Origin of the sequence: Psychrobacter sanguinis (assembly GCF_020736705.1) — a bacterium.
GTDB classification, from domain to species: domain Bacteria; phylum Pseudomonadota; class Gammaproteobacteria; order Pseudomonadales; family Moraxellaceae; genus Psychrobacter; species Psychrobacter sanguinis.
Window position 1 is genome coordinate 1,154,684 of sequence record NZ_CP085990.1, and the last position, 19,737, is coordinate 1,174,420.

Sequence of the window (19,737 nt, forward strand, 5' to 3'; positions counted from 1 at the left end):
CTTTCTTTTGGTAAATACGGCATACTGTGCTTTGTTAAGGCGATTAATGAGCGAGACTTAGCCCTAGATAAAGGCAGTAAAATAGAGGCGATAAAAGTGGTAAATGATAGGGGCCAACAGCAGACAGAAAAGTGGCCAAAGGTGAACATGTTTAAACGAACAGTACGAGAGGGGTACACAATTGACCTATTAGGAAATGCAGGTACTCCAACCTTCATTAAAGCGATAGTGATCAGTTTTAGTATACTTTTTTCTTTAACAGCCTGGGCCAATGATTTTAGGGACTGTGGGCAAAATTTTTACAAAGCCACAGCCCCAGATTATTTAGAACAAAAGCTCCTAAACAACAGTGTGCCTTTATGCTTTAATGGTTTTGCTACCTTGTATTCGGGGCTATCAAAAACCCCTTTGTGGTCAGCGGAACACTTAACTCGAGATAGGTTGTCTCAAGCAGAAAATATTCCTCGTGAGGACAGTTTTCATCCTGAGAGCCGATTGCCCAGTAGTATGCGAGCGCAGTTGTCAGATTATAAAGGCTCAGGATATGACCGTGGACATCTAGCGCCCAATGGCGATATGGCCAATGTTGATCAACAATATGATAGCTTTAGTTTGGCCAATATTATTCCGCAGTCGCCTGAAAACAATCGTTATCTTTGGCGCAATATTGAGTCTGTCACCCGTTATTTGACCAAAAAACATGGTGAAGTGTACGTTGTTACGGGCGTGGTGTTTAAAGGACGCAAAATTTCGCAATTAAACAACCGTGTATTGATACCAACTCACGTTTTTAAAGCGGTTTACATTCCCTCGACTGGGCAAGCAGGCGTCTATTATGCGCCCAACGATGATAGCGAACGGGTAGAAATTATTAGTATTGATGAGTTGGCACTGCGTTCAGGTATTGACGCATTTCCCTCCATTGCGCCTAACGCGAAATCTGAAGCAATGCCATTACCCGTTAAAGTGGGCGACATTGCAGACAGAGCCGACCAACCAACAGATAATCAAAGTGAAAAACCCTTGTGGTATCTTATTTTAATTGAGATTCTACGATGGTTGGCTGATAACTTTCTTAGTAAATAATTCTTAGTATACAATTGGTTTAAGCAAGTAATTAGATAAGAAAAGTGTGCGAAGTAATCCCTATTTTTAATTAATGTGGTAATAATAAATAGGCTGTTATCAGAAAATTAATACTCTAATAATAAAAGGGAGCTATAAGTTATGACACAAGATAGTGACAATGAGTTAAATAACGAAAGTATTAATCCTAACGAGTCTAATAAGGTATCAGAAGGGGAGACCTTCTCATTTCTACCCTATGACAATGACCATCAAAGCTTACAAATAGGTGAGCTTACCTTCGAAAATCAAACAGACAAAGTTATCGTATACGGTGATATTGAGATCCGCAAAGATAAGCAGGGACTGAGTCAGGCCCTAAAGCTACAAAAACTATTTGATCTTATGGTGGCTGAGCTACAGGCGACTGACTCTAAAGCAGGTCTTCAAGACTCTCTAGAAAAACAAGGGTTATTGGATGATCAGGAGCAATCCAGTAAGGAAGTAGACAATCCTTTTTCATAAATCTAACCATTGTAAAATATAAGCGTAATAATTTATTGATTTAACACTTTTTTTTTATTTATTAAGGGCTATAATTAATCATACCTTTCAGGGTATTTAAATAAAAAAATATCTTGACCAGCGTCTATTCACTGTCTAAGATATCTTAAACAGCATGAATTAGTGAGTAGCGGTTTTAGCCATTTTGAACTCCAAGTCGATGTGCTGCTAAAGCCGCCAAAACTAACTTCACACATTTTCTCGAAAGGAATCGTATTATGAAATTATTAAACCAATCTATTTTAGCGCTTTCAGCGTTAGGTCTAGCAACAGTAGCGATGGCTGCTGATCCATTAGCCAATACCACATGGCAAACTTACGATAACGGTCAACCTAAAGCTTTAGTGAAAATCACTGAATCTAATGGCGTATTGACTGGTAAAATCATTTCTACCAACCGTGCCGAAGGTAAAAAGTTTGTGGGCCGTACTGTAATGTCTGGTCTAAAAGCGGAAGGTGCTGGTAAATACAGTGGTGGTCAAATCACTGATCCAGAAAATAACAAAACTTATCGTCTAACTGCGGAATTGAAAGGCAGCGACTTAAAACTTAAAGGTCACTTAGGTCCATTCTCACGTAGTCAAGTTTGGAAAAAGCAATAATTTAGCTAAGCTAATTAGCTAAATTGATAAAAGAAGCCAGATAGCAATATCTGGCTTTTTTTGTACTTGTTTTTTGAGAGACTGTTTTTTGGGGCACTATTTTCGAAGGACTATACTCTTTTTGAATATAGCTCAGAGAATAGGGGCAGGTATTTACTCTACTTTAAAAGAGTGAGAAACGCCTTTATATGGGGTAATCGTATCGTCCCAACCATTTTTCCAGTCACCTTGATGCACAATACGATAAGTGCCAGAAGCAGTGTCCTCACCAATTCTCCAGTCGATAGTAACGCGACTATACGCCACTTTTTCACGTTGCCAACTATAGGTAGTGTCAAAATCGTTGTCTTTTTTATAGTCGACCCATTTTCCTTGTTGTAAACGCTGAACAATTAAAAAGCTGTCTTCGGTTCTAAGGTTGTTCTTAGGATGGGCGCCTCGAAAAACCACTTGTACCGTATCGCCCTTTTTATAAGTTGGATTGGGCTGTTGTAATACTTGTCCCCACTGCTGCTGTGCAGGTTTATCATCATACGACACACCCGGTCTTTCGGCGAAGTTTTGTTTAGAGCGGTCGGGGGGCGTGACATCACTAGTGACAGCAAGCCCATCGCGCATGGCTTGGGCCAAAGTCACGTATTCTTGTAGATAAGCATTGGCTTGATAAGGACCAAATTCAGTAGACGCGCCTTCATAATGCTGTTGAGCATATTCTTCGCGGGTAGTGAGATAACCACTATAGTTATTTGCCAGTCCTGCCACTACCAAGGTATCTACTCCAGATGTGGCCAATTCATTGCCTACCGCTTCACGTAAACGGCGACCCACCATTGTGGTCGGCTCCGCAGGGATGCCAATCAATGCAAGATTTCCGATGCGCATTAATTGTACTGGCTGTTCTTTGTTGACCCAGCCCCAGTATCCCGTAGGCAGAAGTACCGGTTTTTCAGCCTGACAGTCATCTTGGCTAACCGACGACACTATACCAAAGGCACTTCGAGTGGCGGTACCCAGTAAAGAGGTATCTACTTTGTTGACGCTATCGCTCAGGCGTAAGCTTTTACGAGTCATGCCCTCATAGACACCCGGTATATTAGACGGTCCATTTTCAGCCCCAGGAGCAAATGAATATCCTCGAGCGGGCAGACAAAGTGTTTGCTTGCCTGCCCCCTGAGTAAACTCTGGCGCTACCTCGTAGCCTGCCAAATTAATCCAACGTGCTCGAGTGTCAATAGGGCCAGACACTGGTTTGCCTTGGTCCCATAATTCAAGTGCTTTATTTAACTGAAGTGAGCCGTCCCGAATCACGTTTTGCCATTCATCTTTGCTGCCTTCAAAGCCAGGTGCTGAATTGGCATTTCCCCCTGCAGCGACCACGTCTCCTTCATCGGCATTAGCAAAAGCGGCCACAAAATCTGGATTTGAGCGTTGACTTATCTTCGCCTCCGCGCCCCATTGAGCATAACCTTTATTGTCAGCACTTAAGTGGCTAAATTGGTTGCTAAAGCTGGTAGGATGAATGGCAAACCAATTAATTAGGCCTAAAGGCGTTCCATCTGCTGCGTCAAGGCGTAACTGAGTCATTACGTCATTAACACTGTTGTCAAAATCTTTGGCATCAGGATTGGCCTGATAGGCGGATAACGAGCGGTTTCGAGTAGCGCCTTTTAACTTACCTTGAGCTAGGGTTAGCTTACCAGGGGCCAGACGGTTATGGGCTTGTCTTATAGAACGTACAATACCATCAACTATGGCGTCAAAGTTTTGACGACTATACCCTGCACCTGTATCGTCTTGACTGGCAATCTGGTACAGTCGTTGATGCGAAAAGCCTGAGTTGCCAACGTGTGTATGAGTCGCTGTTAGCATCACATTGTCGTCATTGTATAGGGAGCCAAATTCCGCTTGCAGGCGTTTGATAACCTCAAGCTTTACTGAAACAAACATTGCCCCCATATCTGCAGACACATACACAATACGGCTTTGTTCAGGTTGATCATTTTGCGCGATAATAAAAGCACGGGCATATAAGCGGTCATTGAGACCTTCGACCACCTGATTAACGGCGTAGCCAAACATACCCGTTTCAGCGGCCGCCCCTGTTATATCGGTTTTACCCACACCGACTAAATAGTTCGATGCCGGTGATGTTGAGGGACTAGAGGCAGTTTTTGAAGACAAAACAGAGGAATCTACGGCCGCTACGTTTTGCGGTGAGTCAGGTTGTGACTGAGCTGGGTCATAAAGGCAAGCACTTGAATTCAGAGCAAGCGTTGTGGCACAAAGTGAAACAAGTAGCATAAAAGGCCCTCTTAACAGTAAATGACTCAGTATGAGATTGCTTAAACAGGTTTTTAAGGGTTTAATTTAATGATTTAAAATAGTAACTGAAAATAGCGACTGCGAATTTATTAACACGTATGCTTATCTTAGATTAAGTTAAATTAGACTAGATGGCATTATAACTGCGAGCTTTATAACTTTAAGCGTTAACTATAGGTTTTAATTATGGTATCCCAAGTTTGTCCTTGTCGTATTATTCCCGATAATCTGACTGAATCCAGTGTGTCGAATCTGGCAGGTAGCCTAGCTGAAGACCAAGTCAGAATCGCTTATAGTGACTGTTGCCAACCGCTGCATCAAGGGGTGAAGATTGCCGACAGCAGCGAAGCATTAATGCGGTCGCGTTATTCTGCATTTGTTAAAGTATTACCGGACTATATTATTGAGACAACCGTACCAGCTCAGCAGTCTTTACTTGATAGACAAGCCATTAAAGAGTGGGCGGAGCAGACAAATTGGGCAGGGCTGCAAATTATTGATCACAATCCCAAAGTGAGTAAACGACATTCTCAGGTTGAATTTAAAGCTTATTATCATGACGATCAGTTAGGCAGTCCAAGACTGTCGGCTCATCATGAGCTATCCACTTTTGTGAAGACTGCCCCTCATAATTCGCAAGCACATCAACAGAACTCCAAGACAGTTTGGTATTTTCTAGACCCGACTACTGATCTTAATGTGACTCAGAAACAGCCGTGTATTTGCGGTTCAGGAGAGAGGTTCAAGCGCTGCTGTGGCCAGTTCTTATAAGTCAAATTGGATTTTATATCACGCTTTATTAAGCGAGTTTATAAGCTAGCGCCCACTTCTCTGGCAATAGCGATACCCTCTTCAATGGTCAAGTATTTGCGCAGGCTAGGAGTGTCTCTAAACACGATATCTCCATCACGGAATACCAAACACTCATTAACGGCCAACTGTTGCCAAGCCTCATTTTCAGTCAGAGGCACAGTGACAATAATACTGACTTTGTCTTTGTCCGTGGTCACATCACTAAAGTTAATGGATAAGTCATCATCGGCAAGTTTGGCTTCTCCAAAAGGTGCCTTACGGGTTAAATAGAACAGCAACGAATTGGCATATGCCAACTGCCAGTCACCATTAGACAATAAACAGTTGAATAACCCATTAGCTGCCAAATATCGGCATTGTGTGGTGAGAAACTTAAACAGCTCTTGATCTGAGGGGCGCTGCTTATAAGTGGACTTTAAGCGATTGATCAAATAGCAAAAAGCTGTCTCTGAGTCTGTGGTGCCGACAGGGCGACAATACTCGCTGTTGCCATTGTCTTGTAAACGCTGACAGCGCTTGATAAAGCCCTCATTCATTTGTCCATTATGGGCAAATACCCACTGCTCACCCCAAACCTCGCGTACGAAAGGGTGGGTATTAGCCAAGCAATTGGTGCCTTGAGTCGCTTTACGAATATGGGCCACCACGTTTAAAGCTTTAATCGGGTAGTTCTTTACCAGTTCTGCAACTGGTGAACGGAAGCTAGGCTTATCATCATGAAAGACTCTAAGTCCTCTGCTACGGTTTAGCGTAGGGGCTTGGTCAGAGGTTTCACAAGCACTTGGCTCAAAAAAAGCAATGCCAAAGCCATCACTATGATGGTCTGTTTTGCCGCCACGATTATGAAACCCGGTAAAACTAAAGCCAATGTCTGTCGGCGTATTGGCATTCATACCTAATAATTGACACATTTAAACTATACCGCCTTATCTATTATCTGTACCTATTACCGCTTAATTTAAATTACCGCTGAGTCCAAATTATCATTTAATCAAAGTCAGCATCTGGAGTAACTTCAATACTGTCTAGAATTTGCTGAGCCTTATCAAAATCTTGCTTTTGAACCCACAGTACCGCTCCCGAGTTCATACCTGGAATGGCACTTAATGCTTGCAATGATACTTGAATGTCATTGTTTTTTAGTAAGTTGGCATGTAATTCTGCTTGGATATTGGTATCATAACTTCCTAGCTTTTGCCAATCATCAACTTGATTGTTCATAGTGTTTCCTCTTCTATTTCAGTAATTTTGAGCAAACAACTTATTAAGTATATAACTCAGAATATAGCGTAGTGCTCAGTTTTATATAATGTTTCACGTGAAACAATCGTTAAGGTCATTGTCAATTTACAGATTAGTTTTAATTAAATGGCAATGACCGAGGTGTACTATGGGCATGAACACTAGGCTACAATCCCACTTTCACTATGTCATATTGTATTAAATGCTGACTTGACTCCAGTGGTAAGCGGCCAAGCGCTTCATTAAGTCTGGGTTTTTGACCATGATACTATCACCGGTACGACCTTGCTCACGGTTATAATAAATCACATTTAGTCGTAATAGCCAGAAGGTTACTGCGGCCATGGCCAACATGATAGGTAGTGCTTGCTGTTCTGCTTCAGTTAAAGAGCGTTGGCTCTGGTAGCCGGCAAGAAACGCTTGCATTTTTTCGGTATCGAAGTTGACAGACTCACCATCATTGGCATTGCCCCAAGTGGTACAAAAGTCATTGATGGTAATGGCAATGTCCATCACATAATGCTCTACACTGACTTCAGTGAAATCAAGTAATCCGGTTAATTGCTCTTTACCCTTGTCCAAATCCCACAAAGTGTTGTCGGCGAACATGTCTAAATGACATAATCCTTTGGGCAAAGTATCCAGTGGAAAACGGTCATAATTTTGCCAAATGTCAGACATTAGTTTCGCTTCATCGGCGGGCATAAATTGAATTTCACGATCACGTACTTCATGCCAAGGGTACAAAGGCACTCCGTACTCTTCGGCTGGTGTTAAGCTTTGCAATACGGTATGCAGTGTGGCCAACGCCGCTCCCATACTGCGGCACATATCAGGTGTTGTCTGCTTTGGATGACTGCCTGATAAGCAAGGCACAAGGGTAATGGCCTTATTTTCATAATGAATCACATAAGGCGAATGCTGATCTGTTTCAGACTCTACTTTTATTAAGGGCGCTGCCACCGGTAAAGTGTCTTTTAAACGGTTTAAAATAGTGGCCATTTTGGCAATATCTTCAGGCGGACGCTCTTCAAATAAGGTAAATACGTAAGAGTAGCTGCCTTCTTCATCTTCAGTGGTTTGGATAAACCAGTTAGAGTTTTTGATACCTTGGGTAATGGGAATAGCCTTGGCAAAAGAAACGCCAAACATTTGACAAAAAGCGGTGAACTGGTCATCTGAAAGGTGAGTATAAACAGACATGAGGCTCTCTTAATAGGTTAGGGTTAAAGAATAAATAGAATGAATAAAGTATAGACAGAAAAGAAATGGGGTAATTTAACTATAGTCTCATTATACGCAAAAGTCGGCAAGTAGTGATGATGAGCTTTACGCCTAACTTTGATAAGGTACGGCCAATAATTTGAAATGCCAGTTATTTAAAGTAGGATTAAATCAGCTGTAAGCTAAATCTCACTACAATTGCTAATTTTTCGAGATCAAGATTTTGTATTCCTGTTATTTAAACTGGCTATTATCGAAACTGGCTGTTGTCTAAACTAATTAATATTTCGGACAGTCCGGTTTTAATTCGACGCACATAGTTCATGTCATTTATTAAAGATGAGGCTTGCATTTTATCTATCTGATTTTCCCTTAGCTTATCCAATACTTGGGTATGAGGTAAGTGAGCCTCTTCACTATTTTCAATAAAATTGATTAAAGCCAGTTGTTTTTCTTCAATTAGCTTGGCATAAGACTCTTTATCTAACTCCTTGCTGGGCTGAAACAAAGAGCGAACAGCATTAAAGCTAAGCAACATCTCAAATAGGCTTTGGCGCAGTGCCATATAATCTCGATAAACCTCAGCGTCAGGGTTACTTAGGAATTGATGCATGTTTTTTTGTAAGTGCTTGCTTTGTTTGACTATTTCTACCACATGGAAGGCAGCAATATGAGCCTCAGTCAATTTCTTTTGCAACTTACCATTATGATTGACATCAATTTTACTGGTGAAATTTAAAATTTCACTATAAAGAGGTTTTATTTGCCACTCATAGATGGTTTGTACATCTAACTTAAGCGGAAGTTTAGGATCGGTTAGCCGACCTGCAGGACGGTATAACTCAGCATTAGGCACGTAAATAGCGTGACAAATCACCTCCAATGCTAAAGTAGTTAAGTGCTGGGTTTCTTGACTAACCGCAGAAATAGCTGTGTCTGTGGCCTTTAACATATTCTTGTGCAAGTGACGGGGCAAGACGGCCTCAGAGTCATCAGGCAGTTGTTTTTTCGGTCTTTTGTCAGGTAAGAATACCTTTAATTTTTCAATAAACTGCTGCTGGATGCCCCAAAATACAGAGACTCCCAATACGTTGAACAAAGTATGAAATAGAGCCAGTTGTAGTAATGGAGAGCTCATTCCCGCTATTTTTGCAGCCCAAGCCACCGTATAAGTTAAGGGTACCCATAGTATTAAAGCCAGTAGCGCAGTAACCCAGTTGTAAATGAGATGGGCGAGAGCCAATCTTTGTCCATTGCGATCGCTGCTAAGCATGCCTACCAAAGCGGTCGTAAAGCTACTGCCTAAGTTGGAGCCTAAGGCAATTGCAAAACCTTGGGTGAGGGTAATCTGACCTGCGGCTAGTGCCGCTAAGATCAAGATTAATGTGGCATGCGAGGACTGTAGGACACAGGTTAGTAGAAAGCCGATTAAGGTAAATAGCAGGACTTGGCTAATGCCACTGGCTTCAATGCTGTTTAGTTCAATATTAGCAAAGGCGCCAAAGCCGTCCTTAATAGAGTCAATCCCTAAGAAAATTAAGGCAATACCAACCAAAGCTTGTCCAAAAAACTTGAGCCGCTTGTCTAAAAAACCGATAAAAACGCCCACCACCAACATCGGAACCGCGGCAGGGCTTAAGCTAACACTTTGACCGGCTAAGGCCAGAAGCCAAGCACCACTGGTTGCCCCTAAATTGGTCCCTAAGATGACAGCCAAACCGCCAGACAAGGTAATCATGCCTGTGCTTAGAAAGGCAATAGTCAGTAATGAGACCAGAGTCGTTGACTGTAATAGAAAGGTCGAAAAAATACCGAACAAAAAACCTTTGGCTGGCGTAGCGGTGCTTTTAGCCATCACTCGCTCTAGAGTTCCACCAGCAGTATTATGCAATCCCTCCTCAATACACTGCATGCCAAATAAAAACAAAGCCAATCCATAACACAGCACCATCCAAGCTGAGTTCATGATAAAAGAGTAGACCAGGGCTACCAGCAGTAGCAAAAGCCCAAGGTACTTTGTTTTTTTGTAGTGCCGCAGGACAAAGGTGGGCACCATGCTGTTAAGGTAACGGTTTTTCATAGAGGTACACAGGCAGATTCATTAGGCCAATAGCTTCATAGATTAGCTTAAATAGTCGCAGTAAACCATGTGCAACCGCTAATATTTATTAATTAAAAAGCCAGACTAATGTTTCAACAGCCATTCAATGATTACTGTCCAAAGACAACTGCCTTATTTCGGGTTTGTTTTTGCTAAAATGAGGGCAGGACTAGTGGTATAGACAGATACTAGGCATAATGCTTGTTGGTTATGCACAAAGAATAGCACTAACTTAAAGCAGTATTTTTTCAAAATTTTAGAAACAGGATGAAGGCAATGTTGGCAAAAAGAATAATTCCATGTTTAGACGTAGACAATGGTCGTGTGGTTAAGGGCGTACAGTTTGTGGATATTAAGGATGCCGGTGATCCAGTAGAAGTGGCACGTCGTTATAACGAACAAGGTGCTGATGAAATTACTTTTTTGGACATTACCGCCACTCATCATGGCCGTGACACTACTTATGACATGGTTGAGCGCATTGCAGAAACCGTATTTGTGCCATTGACTGTGGGCGGTGGTGTGCGCAAAATTGAAGACATTCGTAACTTACTTAATGCGGGTGCCGATAAAGTGGCTATTAACTCCGCAGCCGTGTTTACCCCTGAGTTTGTTGGTGAAGCCGCAGCCAAGTTTGGCAGCCAATGCATTGTAGTGGCAATTGATGCTAAGCGTGTTGACGATGTGAATGGTGAGCCAAGATGGGAGATTTTCACCCATGGCGGTCGCAAGCCTACGGGGATTGATGCCGTAGCATGGGCTGCTAAGATGGCTGATCTTGGAGCTGGCGAGTTATTGGTAACTTCGATGGATGGCGATGGCACCAAAAAGGGATATGACTTAGCGTTAATGAAAGCCATTACTAGCACGGTTAATGTACCGGTAATTGCCTCAGGTGGTGTCGGTAATCTACAACATTTGGCAGATGGTGTGCTTGAAGGTGGGGCAGATGCGGTACTTGCCGCCAGTATTTTCCACTTTGGCGAATATAGTATCGCTGAGGCAAAGCAGTTTATGGCTGATCAAGGGATTGAAATGCGTCTATAGCAACTTAAGGACGACAGGATATCATCTGCCCTTAGTATTTACATTTTTGTGGCTATTGACTCAATTATTAATAACGATTCCTTCTAAAACCGTCTTTAAAAAATGTTATCATAGCTGTAATTTTATTTCATCATTCGGATTAGGATGTCGTTATGCAAAATTTACAACAACAACGTGAAGCCATTACTCATATCGAAGGCAATTTGTATCAAAATACAGATGCCCGCATCGGCATCGTTGTAGGACGTTTTAATGCGTTCGTAGTAGAGTCATTAGTAGATGGTGCTATCGATGCTTTATTGCGTCATGGCGTATCGGGTAGCAATATTAGTGTGATTCGTGTTCCAGGTGCTTTTGAATTGCCATTAGCGGCCCAGCGTGCTGCTGAATCAGACCGTTTCGATGCTATCGTAGCACTAGGCGCGGTTATCCGTGGTAGTACCCCACACTTTGACGTCGTCGCGAATAGCTCAGCAAGTGGCCTAGCCAGCGTTTCAATGGATTATAATATCCCTGTTATCAATGGTATCTTAACCACAGATAGCATCGAGCAAGCCATCGAACGTTCTGGTACTAAAGCCGGTAATAAAGGCTCTGAAGCCGCTATGGTTGCGCTTGAGATGATTGCCGTATTGTCGCAACTTGATGTTGATTATGACGATGCTGACGAAGACTAGCCCTTCGTTGGTCTTTGGCTAGACGCTTTAATTTAAGCTATTATCGTTAATGTAATGGCCACCGTAGTTTCGGCTACGGTGGCTTTATCCCTAAATTATTCTTAGTTAATAACCCATAGTAATGTCAAAGCTCTCTCTTTGATGATAGGTATTTATATACATGAGCACTCAAAATCCGGCACAAACTGAAGACAACAATCAGTTCGATATCAATGAATCTAGTTATAAGACCAGCCACGCTGCCGTCCGTAAGGCGCGTCGTTTTGCACTGCAAGGGCTGTATGAGTGGTTAATGACGGATCATCGCTTCGAGCAAACAGGGAAGGGCGAATGGAAAGCCAATCCACCACATGATATCGCTGCACGTACGCGTGCGAGCAATGCGATGCATACGGTACATCTGGGTTATTATCACACGTTGATGCGTGAAATTCCTGAACAGATTGATGAGCTAGAAGCTTTAATTGCTGAGCATTTAGACCGTCAAATCGATCAAATAGACATGGTTGAACATGCCGTTCTACTCATTGGTGCTTATGAACTTAAGCATAGCTTGCACATTCCTTATAAAGTTGTGCTTGATGAGGCTATGAAACTTAATACGCATTTTGGTGCTACCGACGCCCATAAACTAATTAATGCGGTAATGGATAAGTTGGCTGCACAGCTGCGAGCTGTCGAAGTAGAAGCGGACAATGACACTGGCTATAAACAGAAGAAACAACAAGCAAAAGCTGCCAAACAAACCACAGCAATAGATGAAAATGCAGATGAAACCAAGGCGCAAGCCGTAAATACTGACGAAAATACGGTTTCATTAAACAGTGATGTAAACGACGAGCAACAGCCGACTCGTCAACCAAAACCAAGAATAGGATTAAAGCCTAAGAAGTAGCTAAATACAAGGCTTTAGCCTAGCAGCGCTAATTTGCTAGGCTAACTGGGTTATTGGGCCAAGATTTTAATAAGGGCTATCTATTAATTTTGATAGATGGCCCTTTGTTTCATAGTTTTCAGTGTCATGGTTTTGAATTCCATAGTCTTAATGTGGACGAACAAGACAAAAGGTAGTCGTGAAGCCAAACAAGTAGCTATACTGTGTTTCAATGGACTAATAAATTAATAGACCATAATATGTCCCAATAAATATTCCACAAAGTATCGACTCTCTCAAACTTTAGGATGAAGACTGATGACTGAATTTGAGCTTATTTCCCGTTATTTTAAGGCTCAAGATGCTCAAGTAATGGGCACAGGGTATGCTTCAATTATCAAGGATTTGGGGGATGATGCAGCGGTGATTGCCGTCACATCACCGAGCCAATGGGTGACCTGTGTCGATACGTTGGTTCAAGGACGCCATTTTAGTGATGACTGGCAGCAGGTGTCTGACCTAGCTTTTGCCATTGGTTACAAGGCAGTGGCCGTTAATATATCCGATATTGCGGCCATGGGGGCTAAGCCACACAGTATTTTGTTGGCCTTAGCCTTGCCTCAGCGCTTAGCTACTGAGGCTTGGCTGAGCGAATTTGCCAAAGGACTGTTTCATGCCTGCACCCAGTTTGGGGTCAGGCTTATTGGCGGTGATACCACTCGGCATGATAAGTTAGTTATCAGTATTACCGCAAATGGGCTGTTGCCCTCTACCACTCAAGCTATCTATCGCAATGGGGCTAAAGTGGGGGACAAAGTCTACGTTTCTGGGACGATTGGCGATGCGTGCTATGCGCTGTATCATCCTGATACTGAAGTAGGTAAGCAATTGGCTCATCGTTTGCATATGCCCACCCCGCGTCTTGCTCTGGGTCAAGCATTGGCCAATGGTGGCCTAGCGACAGCGATGATGGATGTCTCTGATGGTTTGGCTCAAGACTTAGGACACCTCTGTCAGCAAAGTAAAGTGGCGATACGCTTAGATTTAGAAAAGTTACCGACAAGTGCCCCTTTACAGCAAGTTGATTTGGGTGAGCGTTTAAAATGTCAGCTCACTGGGGGAGACGACTACGAGTTAATATTTACAGTACCGGCGCATGTGGACTTATCACAGTACCTACTATCCTCAATGACGACGCAAGTCACCTGTATTGGTGAAGTCATTGAAAGAGATAAAGTGGAGAAAGGGAGCGCTGGGCCCAATATTAAACTCATATATCAAGGCAATGCTGTGACTGAGCAAAACCCTTTCCCATTTAATGACTTTCCTGATTTAGAGGGTTATCAGCATTTTAAGGGATAGCTTAATAGTTCTATATCCAACAATAAGCCGACGTGTCCAATAATAAGCCGCCGAACGATTGATAGACAGCTGATTACTAGGAAATCATTATGTCACTAGACTCTAAGATGAATCATAAGCCAGATATTAGTAAAGCCAACGTGTGCCCGCCGTTGCCTGTTGGTGCTACTGCTCTTGATAAAGTGGTATATTGGTTAGGTATTGGGTTAGGTAGTGGACTACCTAAGCGGGCGCCAGGTACTTGGGGAACTGTGGGTGGATTAATCATTGCTCTGCCTTTATTACAGCTCGGATTTGCAGCTTTTTTGGTGGTTACTATCTTGGCTAGCATCCTTGGTATTTGGATTTGTGACCGTACGTCAATATTAATGCAAGTACATGATGATCCACATATTGTTTGGGATGAATGGGCAGGTATGTGGATTAGCCTATTACCACTATCCTTTATCATGACTTACGCCTCAGATAATTTAACTTTGGGATATTATTGGTTTTCAATAGTCTTGGCCTTTGTTTTATTTCGAGTGTTTGACATTGCTAAGCCCAACCCCATCAGATGGGCAGATAGAAAACTAACTGGGGGTCTAGGCATCATGCTAGATGACATTTTGGCCGGTATTATGGCCTTGGTGGCTTGGTTGATGATTGTTGCCAGTATCTTGATGTTTTATCCCAATACTTATGGAGCTTAATACGCAACTGTAACTGTAAAAGTTGATGCAACAATAGTACAACTGAAGAAACTTTACTCATTTTGTTACATTATTAGGATAGACTAGAGGGTAGCCCTTAAGGAATCAAGATATCTTTGCTTTAGGATGAACCTTAAAACCTTAAGTTGATATATTCCATTTTTTTAGTTTCTGATTTACTTTTTATTATTGCTAAGAGTTAACTGCTTATGACTACCACACTCACGACGATTATTCTTGCAGCGGGTAAAGGCACACGTATGCAATCTACAAAGCCTAAAGTTTTGCAAACACTGGCGGACAAACCGTTATTGGCTCATGTCTTAGATACATGCCAGAGTGTGAATGTCGACAAGACCATTGTGGTCTATGGATTTGGTGGTGATCAAGTCCAACAAGCTATGACAGACTATGAACTGACTTGGGTTGAGCAGGCTGAGCAGTTAGGTACAGGGCATGCGGTAAAAGTAACCTTGCCAGAGCTACCTACTGAGGGTAAAAGCTTAATTTTATACGGTGACGTGCCTCTAGTAAGCGCTAAAACTCTAACCCGCCTAAAACAAGCGAATGTCGAAGGTATGTCTATGCTGACACTGACAGTAGACAATCCTTTTGGTTTAGGTCGTATCAAGCGTGACGACAATGGAAATATTACGGCTATTGTTGAACAAAAAGATGCCAGTGAAGAAGAGCAGGCTATCTGTGAGATTAACAGTGGTATCTATTGTGTCGATAATGCGCTATTGCATAAATACTTGCCCAACTTGTCAAATGACAATGCTCAGCAAGAGTATTATTTGACAGACATCGTGAAGATGGCAGTGGCTGATGGTATTGCAATTGCTGCCATTGAGCCTGATTATGAGTTTGAGATTGAAGGGGTGAATAACCGTCAGCAGTTGGCCAGTTTAGAGCGCAGCTGGCAAGCTAAATTAGTTGAAGATTTACAGGTTCAAGGGGTACAGTTTGCGGATCCAAATCGCGTTGATATTCGCGGAGAAGTGACTGTGGGTCAAGACGTGTTTATTGATATTAACGTGGTTCTAAAAGGCAAAGTAAATTTAGGCAGTAATGTCACTATTGAAGCTGGCTGTATCATTAAAGATACCCGCATCGGTAATAATGTCCACGTTAAACCTTACTGTGTGTTTGATGAAGCAGAAGTGGGAGATGAGGCAAGCATTGGTCCGTTTGCTCATCTACGCCCAAAAACAGTCTTAGCCAATAAAACACGTCTAGGCAACTTTGTAGAAATCAAAAAATCTTATATTGGTGAGGGCAGTAAGGTCAATCATCTGAGTTATGTCGGTGATGCTCAGATTGGTGCTGGAGTAAATTTTGGTGCCGGTGCCATTACCTGCAATTACGATGGAATTAATAAGCATGAAACAGTGGTAGGAGATAATGCCTTTATCGGTACCAATGCCAGCCTAGTAGCGCCGGTTACTATCGGCCATACCGCAACTATTGGGGCAGGCTCCGTTATTACCAAAAATGTAGAAGACAAGGCGTTGGCCCTTGGCCGTGGTCGTCAGGTTCAAAAAGATAATTACCAACGCCCTGAAAAAAAGAAATAATATAATTACTCAGGGCAATGGATCAAGCTAAGTTTAATTAAAAGGTCTATGGATTTAGCCTTATTTATAAGCTTATAACCAATGAATAATAGTGATAAGTAAAGAGTGGACCAAGGACGATGGTCAGCACTGTAATACCTTGTCAGTTATAATGATTTAAGGATTTTTTATGTGTGGAATAGTAGGCGCCGTAGCCGAACGTAATATATCAAATGTGTTGTTAGAAGGCTTAAAGCGTTTAGAGTACAGAGGCTATGACTCAGCAGGTCTAACCGTCATTCGTGATGGTGAAATGCACCGAGAGCGTCAAGTGGGAAAAGTCCAAGCACTGGTTGATGCAGTACAAAAAGACGCTGATAATTTTAAAGGCAACTTAGGTATTGCGCACACTCGTTGGGCCACTCATGGCGAACCAGCACAGCACAATGCTCATCCGCATGTTTCTGGTAAAGTAGCTGTGGTCCATAATGGTATTGTTGAAAACTATGGCCCATTAAAAGAAGCATTAATAGAGAAGGGTTATAACTTTACTTCTGAAACCGATACTGAGGTTGTGGCTCACTTGGTGGCAGAGGCGTACAAAGAGACCAATAACTTACTAAAAGCGGTTGAGAAAATTGTCCCTTTATTACATGGTGCGTTTGCTTTGGGCGTGATTCATGTCGATAATCCAGAAGAGCTAATCACTGTGCGTCTTGGCTCTCCTTTGGTCATTGGTGTGGGCATTGGTGAGAACTTTATTGCCTCGGATCAGTTGGCCTTATTACCAGTTACCAATCGCTTTATGTATTTAGAAGAAGGTGATATTGCAGTTATTAAGCGTGATAGCATTGAAGTATTTGCCGACGGTAAACCAGTGGTACGTAATATCACAGAATTAGATGCCAAGCATCATAATGCCGATAAAGGTGAATTTAAGCACTATATGCTTAAAGAAATCTATGAGCAGCCAGATGCAGTGGCACGTACTATTGATATGGGTGCCGATGAAAAAGATCTAAGAGAAGATTTTTTACAGCGTCATGAAGCCGCTTTATCAAAAGTTCGTAATATTCAAGTATTGGCCTGTGGTACCAGTTATCACGCTGGTATGGTAGCCAAATATTGGTTCGAGAACTTAACTCGCCTACCTTGCGCAGTCGAAGTAGCAAGTGAGTTCCGTTATCGCAATCCTGTTGTGGTAGACGATACATTGATTATTTGCTTGTCACAATCGGGCGAGACAGCAGATACTTTATCTGCGTTACGCGAAACTCAGCGTAAGGCTGAATCGGGTGAGATTAAAGGGCTAACCACTTTAAGTGTTTGTAACGTGGCGACCTCATCTTTGGTGCGTGAGACTGATATTTTCATTCCAACACTTGCGGGTGTGGAAATTGGTGTGGCGTCAACAAAGGCCTTTACCACTCAATTGGCTGCATTAATGCTATTGGTATTAAAAATAGGCAAAGTACAGCAACGTATTGATGCCGATCAGCTGTCGGAAATTGTGACCGAGATGCACAACCTAAAAGGCTTATTAGAGCGCAGCTTACTGCTAGATCAGCCTATTGAGAAAATGAGTCAGAAGTTTGAAGACAAGCAAAGTACCCTATTCTTAGGACGCGGTGTTCAGTTCCCATTAGCTTTAGAGGGTGCCTTAAAGCTAAAAGAGATATCATATATCCATGCTGAAGGGTATGCTGCAGGTGAGCTAAAACATGGCCCGTTGGCTTTGGTAGATAAAGACATGCCAATTGTGGTGTTGGCCCCTAAAGACAGTATGCTAGATAAACTTAAGGCCAATATGCAAGAAGTCCATGCCCGTCATGGTGAACTATTTGTGTTTGCTAGTGAATCTAGTCAATTAGTTAGTGATGAGCGTCTTCATGTTATTAACGTGCCAGATGTAAATGAGCATCTGGCGCCTATTGTTTACAGTATTCCAGTTCAGTTCCTGTCATATCATGTGGCAGTTATGCGCGGTACCGATGTGGACCAACCACGTAACTTAGCTAAGAGCGTTACAGTGGAATAGGCTGTAGATTTACTACTAGCTGACCTATAAAAAGGCCCCTACCAGATTTTGGTAGGGGCTTTTTTGATTGAGTGTTTGAGCGGAGCATATCAAATTAGAACCTAACGCAATCCTTTATAGAGAAAGTAACAGCCCACAACCGTAAGTAGTATGGCAAAGCATTTCTTTAGCATGGCAGGCGATAGAATGTGTGCCACTTTTGCGCCCAGTTTGGCAGTAAAAAAGCTCATCACACTGATACCCAAAAAGGCATAGATGTGTACGAATCCAATGGTATTGGGTACATCAACCTTTTGTTGCATACCAAATAGCATAAAGCCCAACGCGCCAGCAACGGCAATGGGCAGACCACATGCCGCAGAAGTGCCCACCGCTTTTTGCATCACTACGCCATAACGGGTCAAATAAGGCACAGTCAAGCTGCCACCGCCGATACCGAAAATAGCCGAGGCAATACCAATCACGCCTCCTGCTGCCAACTGCTTAGGCGTTGAAGGCAGTGCGACAGAGGCATTGCTAGTGTTGGTCGCACTGGTCGCCGGCTTTTTATTGCCGAAAAACATCCTATAGGCTACCCACAGCAAGAATATACCGACAATAATCTGTAGATGTAGCCCCGATATTTGACCGGCCAAGCCGGCCCCAAAGAAACAGCCCAATGCCATCCCAGGGGCTAGGTTCTTGAACACCGGCCACATTACAGAGCCCTTCTTATTATGCGCCATAAGCGAGCTTATCGAGGTGACAATAATGGTCGCCAGTGAGGTACCTAATGCCAAATGCATAATGGTATTTGGGTCATAGCCCATTTGAGTAAACACAATAAACAGTAGCGGAACAATGATGGTACCACCGCCCACACCAAAGAGCCCTGCAGCAAATCCTGCTAGAGCCCCTATTATTAAAAAGATAATTAGTTCCACGGGAGATTCACTTCATAGTTTAAGGGAGGGTTAAAAGTTTAAGCATAAATAGTTTGGTGATGATTATAAAGCGGATTTAAGCCACAATATTGAATTAAGAAATAACTTAAGTGACTTAAAGACTGACTTGATTGACTTAAACAGCTTCTATTTGACCCACTTGATGATAAGTACGGTTGAAGTAGACCAAACTTTCATCTTGTTCGCTTTGTTTAATGGCAACCACTCGGCACATAAAAACACTGTGCGTCCCAACCTCCTGAACTTGCTCAATCTCACAATCAAAGCTGACCAATGCATCTACCAACACAGGAGATCCAGTGACTAATTTAGTCCAAGTGCCCTGTTGAAATCGCTCCTCTGAACATAATTTAGAGGCAAATGTATTGGATATATATTCATGCTGTGCGCCCAGTACATTGACACTTAATATTTTATTTTCCATAAAATGCCCATGTGATCGAGACGTAGTATTCATACAGACCAATAGCGTAGGCGGGCTGTCTGTCACACTACAGACGGCCGAGGCCGTAAAGCCATGAGCGCCAGATAGACCTTCTGTAGTAACGACATTGACTGCGGTCGGCAGTAATGACATAGCATTTCTAAAGTTAGTTGCTTCAATCATCACGTAA

At 42.6% G+C, this 19,737-nt stretch carries 18 protein-coding genes; 11 read left to right on the forward strand and 7 right to left on the reverse strand.

Going from position 1 to position 19,737, the window contains the following annotated elements; translation table 11 throughout:
• Positions 1-147 precede the first annotated feature (147 nt).
• From LK453_RS04860 to LK453_RS04870, 3 genes are all read left to right on the forward strand, one after another.
• Entirely contained in the window at positions 148-1,086 is a 939-nt protein-coding gene (locus LK453_RS04860) for a DNA/RNA non-specific endonuclease (protein ID WP_044298030.1), read from the forward strand.
• 141 nt (positions 1,087-1,227) lie between these two features.
• Entirely contained in the window at positions 1,228-1,590 is a 363-nt protein-coding gene (locus LK453_RS04865; RefSeq protein WP_007394906.1) for a hypothetical protein, read from the forward strand.
• A gap of 257 nt (positions 1,591-1,847) precedes the next feature.
• Positions 1,848-2,231: a DUF2147 domain-containing protein gene (locus LK453_RS04870; protein WP_007394907.1), complete on the forward strand. Its 384-nt coding sequence runs from the start codon at positions 1,848-1,850 to the stop codon at positions 2,229-2,231.
• Between the two features lie 153 nt (positions 2,232-2,384).
• Here the strand turns inward: LK453_RS04870 and LK453_RS04875 are convergent, their stop codons facing one another.
• Complete coding sequence (locus tag LK453_RS04875; protein WP_201536244.1) at positions 2,385-4,532, reverse strand: neutral/alkaline non-lysosomal ceramidase N-terminal domain-containing protein; 2,148 nt, start codon at positions 4,530-4,532, stop codon at positions 2,385-2,387.
• Between the two features lie 207 nt (positions 4,533-4,739).
• Between LK453_RS04875 and LK453_RS04880 the strand changes: the two genes are divergently transcribed.
• Positions 4,740-5,324, forward strand: a complete 585-nt coding sequence (locus LK453_RS04880) for a YchJ family protein (RefSeq protein WP_007394910.1) — start codon at positions 4,740-4,742, stop codon at positions 5,322-5,324.
• Positions 5,325-5,362: 38 nt separating this feature from the next.
• Here the strand turns inward: LK453_RS04880 and LK453_RS04885 are convergent, their stop codons facing one another.
• The 4 genes from LK453_RS04885 to LK453_RS04900 all read right to left on the reverse strand — a co-directional run bounded on the left by LK453_RS04885 (position 5,363) and on the right by LK453_RS04900 (position 9,798).
• A complete protein-coding gene (locus LK453_RS04885; RefSeq protein WP_007394911.1) occupies positions 5,363-6,277 on the reverse strand; it encodes a class II glutamine amidotransferase in 915 nt (304 codons plus the stop codon).
• Positions 6,278-6,353: 76 nt separating this feature from the next.
• On the reverse strand, positions 6,354-6,587 hold the full coding sequence (locus LK453_RS04890; RefSeq protein WP_007394912.1) for a putative signal transducing protein: 234 nt from the start codon (positions 6,585-6,587) through the stop codon (positions 6,354-6,356).
• Between the two features lie 219 nt (positions 6,588-6,806).
• Complete coding sequence (locus LK453_RS04895; protein WP_007394913.1) at positions 6,807-7,811, reverse strand: homoserine kinase; 1,005 nt, start codon at positions 7,809-7,811, stop codon at positions 6,807-6,809.
• 271 nt (positions 7,812-8,082) lie between these two features.
• Positions 8,083-9,798, reverse strand: a complete 1,716-nt coding sequence (locus LK453_RS04900; RefSeq protein ID WP_227671987.1) for a Na/Pi cotransporter family protein — start codon at positions 9,796-9,798, stop codon at positions 8,083-8,085.
• A gap of 411 nt (positions 9,799-10,209) precedes the next feature.
• Between LK453_RS04900 and hisF the strand changes: the two genes are divergently transcribed.
• The 7 genes from hisF to glmS all read left to right on the forward strand — a co-directional run bounded on the left by hisF (position 10,210) and on the right by glmS (position 18,179).
• Positions 10,210-10,980: an imidazole glycerol phosphate synthase subunit HisF gene (gene hisF / locus LK453_RS04905; RefSeq protein ID WP_044298032.1), complete on the forward strand. Its 771-nt coding sequence runs from the start codon at positions 10,210-10,212 to the stop codon at positions 10,978-10,980.
• A 152-nt stretch (positions 10,981-11,132) separates the two neighbouring features.
• Positions 11,133-11,657 (forward strand): 6,7-dimethyl-8-ribityllumazine synthase, encoded by a 525-nt coding sequence (ribH, locus tag LK453_RS04910; RefSeq protein ID WP_007394916.1) that lies wholly within the window; start codon positions 11,133-11,135, stop codon positions 11,655-11,657.
• A 160-nt stretch (positions 11,658-11,817) separates the two neighbouring features.
• The gene (gene nusB, locus LK453_RS04915) at positions 11,818-12,552 is read left to right on the forward strand and encodes a transcription antitermination factor NusB (protein WP_007394917.1); all 735 of its coding nucleotides are present in this window, start codon (positions 11,818-11,820) and stop codon (positions 12,550-12,552) included.
• Between the two features lie 297 nt (positions 12,553-12,849).
• Positions 12,850-13,893, forward strand: coding sequence for a thiamine-phosphate kinase (thiL, locus tag LK453_RS04920; RefSeq protein WP_007394919.1), 1,044 nt, complete (start codon positions 12,850-12,852; stop codon positions 13,891-13,893).
• An 89-nt stretch (positions 13,894-13,982) separates the two neighbouring features.
• The gene (locus LK453_RS04925; RefSeq protein WP_007394920.1) at positions 13,983-14,585 is read left to right on the forward strand and encodes a phosphatidylglycerophosphatase A family protein; all 603 of its coding nucleotides are present in this window, start codon (positions 13,983-13,985) and stop codon (positions 14,583-14,585) included.
• A gap of 209 nt (positions 14,586-14,794) precedes the next feature.
• Positions 14,795-16,162, forward strand: a complete 1,368-nt coding sequence (glmU, locus tag LK453_RS04930) for a bifunctional UDP-N-acetylglucosamine diphosphorylase/glucosamine-1-phosphate N-acetyltransferase GlmU (protein ID WP_007394921.1) — start codon at positions 14,795-14,797, stop codon at positions 16,160-16,162.
• A 169-nt stretch (positions 16,163-16,331) separates the two neighbouring features.
• Positions 16,332-18,179: a glutamine--fructose-6-phosphate transaminase (isomerizing) gene (gene glmS, locus LK453_RS04935; RefSeq protein ID WP_007394922.1), complete on the forward strand. Its 1,848-nt coding sequence runs from the start codon at positions 16,332-16,334 to the stop codon at positions 18,177-18,179.
• A 101-nt stretch (positions 18,180-18,280) separates the two neighbouring features.
• Here glmS and LK453_RS04940 read toward each other — a convergent pair whose 3' ends face one another.
• Together LK453_RS04940 and LK453_RS04945 are read right to left on the reverse strand one after the other, a co-directional pair.
• Positions 18,281-19,102: a sulfite exporter TauE/SafE family protein gene (locus LK453_RS04940; protein ID WP_007394923.1), complete on the reverse strand. Its 822-nt coding sequence runs from the start codon at positions 19,100-19,102 to the stop codon at positions 18,281-18,283.
• A 136-nt stretch (positions 19,103-19,238) separates the two neighbouring features.
• Positions 19,239-19,730 carry a flavin reductase gene (locus LK453_RS04945; protein WP_007394924.1) on the reverse strand — a complete coding sequence of 164 codons (492 nt, stop codon included), beginning with the start codon at positions 19,728-19,730 and terminating at the stop codon, positions 19,239-19,241.
• Between the last annotated feature and the right edge of the window lie 7 nt (positions 19,731-19,737).

What these genes read in the sequence shown, in the direction of transcription:
- LK453_RS04925 (WP_007394920.1), top strand. Translation starts at nt 13,983, where the DNA reads ATGTCACTAGACTCTAAGATGAATCATAAGCCAGATATTAGTAAAGCC.
- LK453_RS04870 (WP_007394907.1), top strand. Translation starts at nt 1,848, where the DNA reads ATGAAATTATTAAACCAATCTATTTTAGCGCTTTCAGCGTTAGGTCTA.
- LK453_RS04880 (WP_007394910.1), top strand. Translation starts at nt 4,740, where the DNA reads ATGGTATCCCAAGTTTGTCCTTGTCGTATTATTCCCGATAATCTGACT.
- nusB (WP_007394917.1), top strand. Translation starts at nt 11,818, where the DNA reads ATGAGCACTCAAAATCCGGCACAAACTGAAGACAACAATCAGTTCGAT.
- LK453_RS04865 (WP_007394906.1), top strand. Translation starts at nt 1,228, where the DNA reads ATGACACAAGATAGTGACAATGAGTTAAATAACGAAAGTATTAATCCT.
- glmU (WP_007394921.1), top strand. Translation starts at nt 14,795, where the DNA reads ATGACTACCACACTCACGACGATTATTCTTGCAGCGGGTAAAGGCACA.
- LK453_RS04945 (WP_007394924.1), bottom strand. Translation starts at nt 19,730, where the DNA reads ATGATTGAAGCAACTAACTTTAGAAATGCTATGTCATTACTGCCGACC.
- LK453_RS04890 (WP_007394912.1), bottom strand. Translation starts at nt 6,587, where the DNA reads ATGAACAATCAAGTTGATGATTGGCAAAAGCTAGGAAGTTATGATACC.
- LK453_RS04860 (WP_044298030.1), top strand. Translation starts at nt 148, where the DNA reads ATGTTTAAACGAACAGTACGAGAGGGGTACACAATTGACCTATTAGGA.
- LK453_RS04900 (WP_227671987.1), bottom strand. Translation starts at nt 9,798, where the DNA reads ATGAACTCAGCTTGGATGGTGCTGTGTTATGGATTGGCTTTGTTTTTA.
- hisF (WP_044298032.1), top strand. Translation starts at nt 10,210, where the DNA reads ATGTTGGCAAAAAGAATAATTCCATGTTTAGACGTAGACAATGGTCGT.
- glmS (WP_007394922.1), top strand. Translation starts at nt 16,332, where the DNA reads ATGTGTGGAATAGTAGGCGCCGTAGCCGAACGTAATATATCAAATGTG.
- ribH (WP_007394916.1), top strand. Translation starts at nt 11,133, where the DNA reads ATGCAAAATTTACAACAACAACGTGAAGCCATTACTCATATCGAAGGC.
- LK453_RS04875 (WP_201536244.1), bottom strand. Translation starts at nt 4,532, where the DNA reads ATGCTACTTGTTTCACTTTGTGCCACAACGCTTGCTCTGAATTCAAGT.
- thiL (WP_007394919.1), top strand. Translation starts at nt 12,850, where the DNA reads ATGACTGAATTTGAGCTTATTTCCCGTTATTTTAAGGCTCAAGATGCT.
- LK453_RS04895 (WP_007394913.1), bottom strand. Translation starts at nt 7,811, where the DNA reads ATGTCTGTTTATACTCACCTTTCAGATGACCAGTTCACCGCTTTTTGT.
- LK453_RS04885 (WP_007394911.1), bottom strand. Translation starts at nt 6,277, where the DNA reads ATGTGTCAATTATTAGGTATGAATGCCAATACGCCGACAGACATTGGC.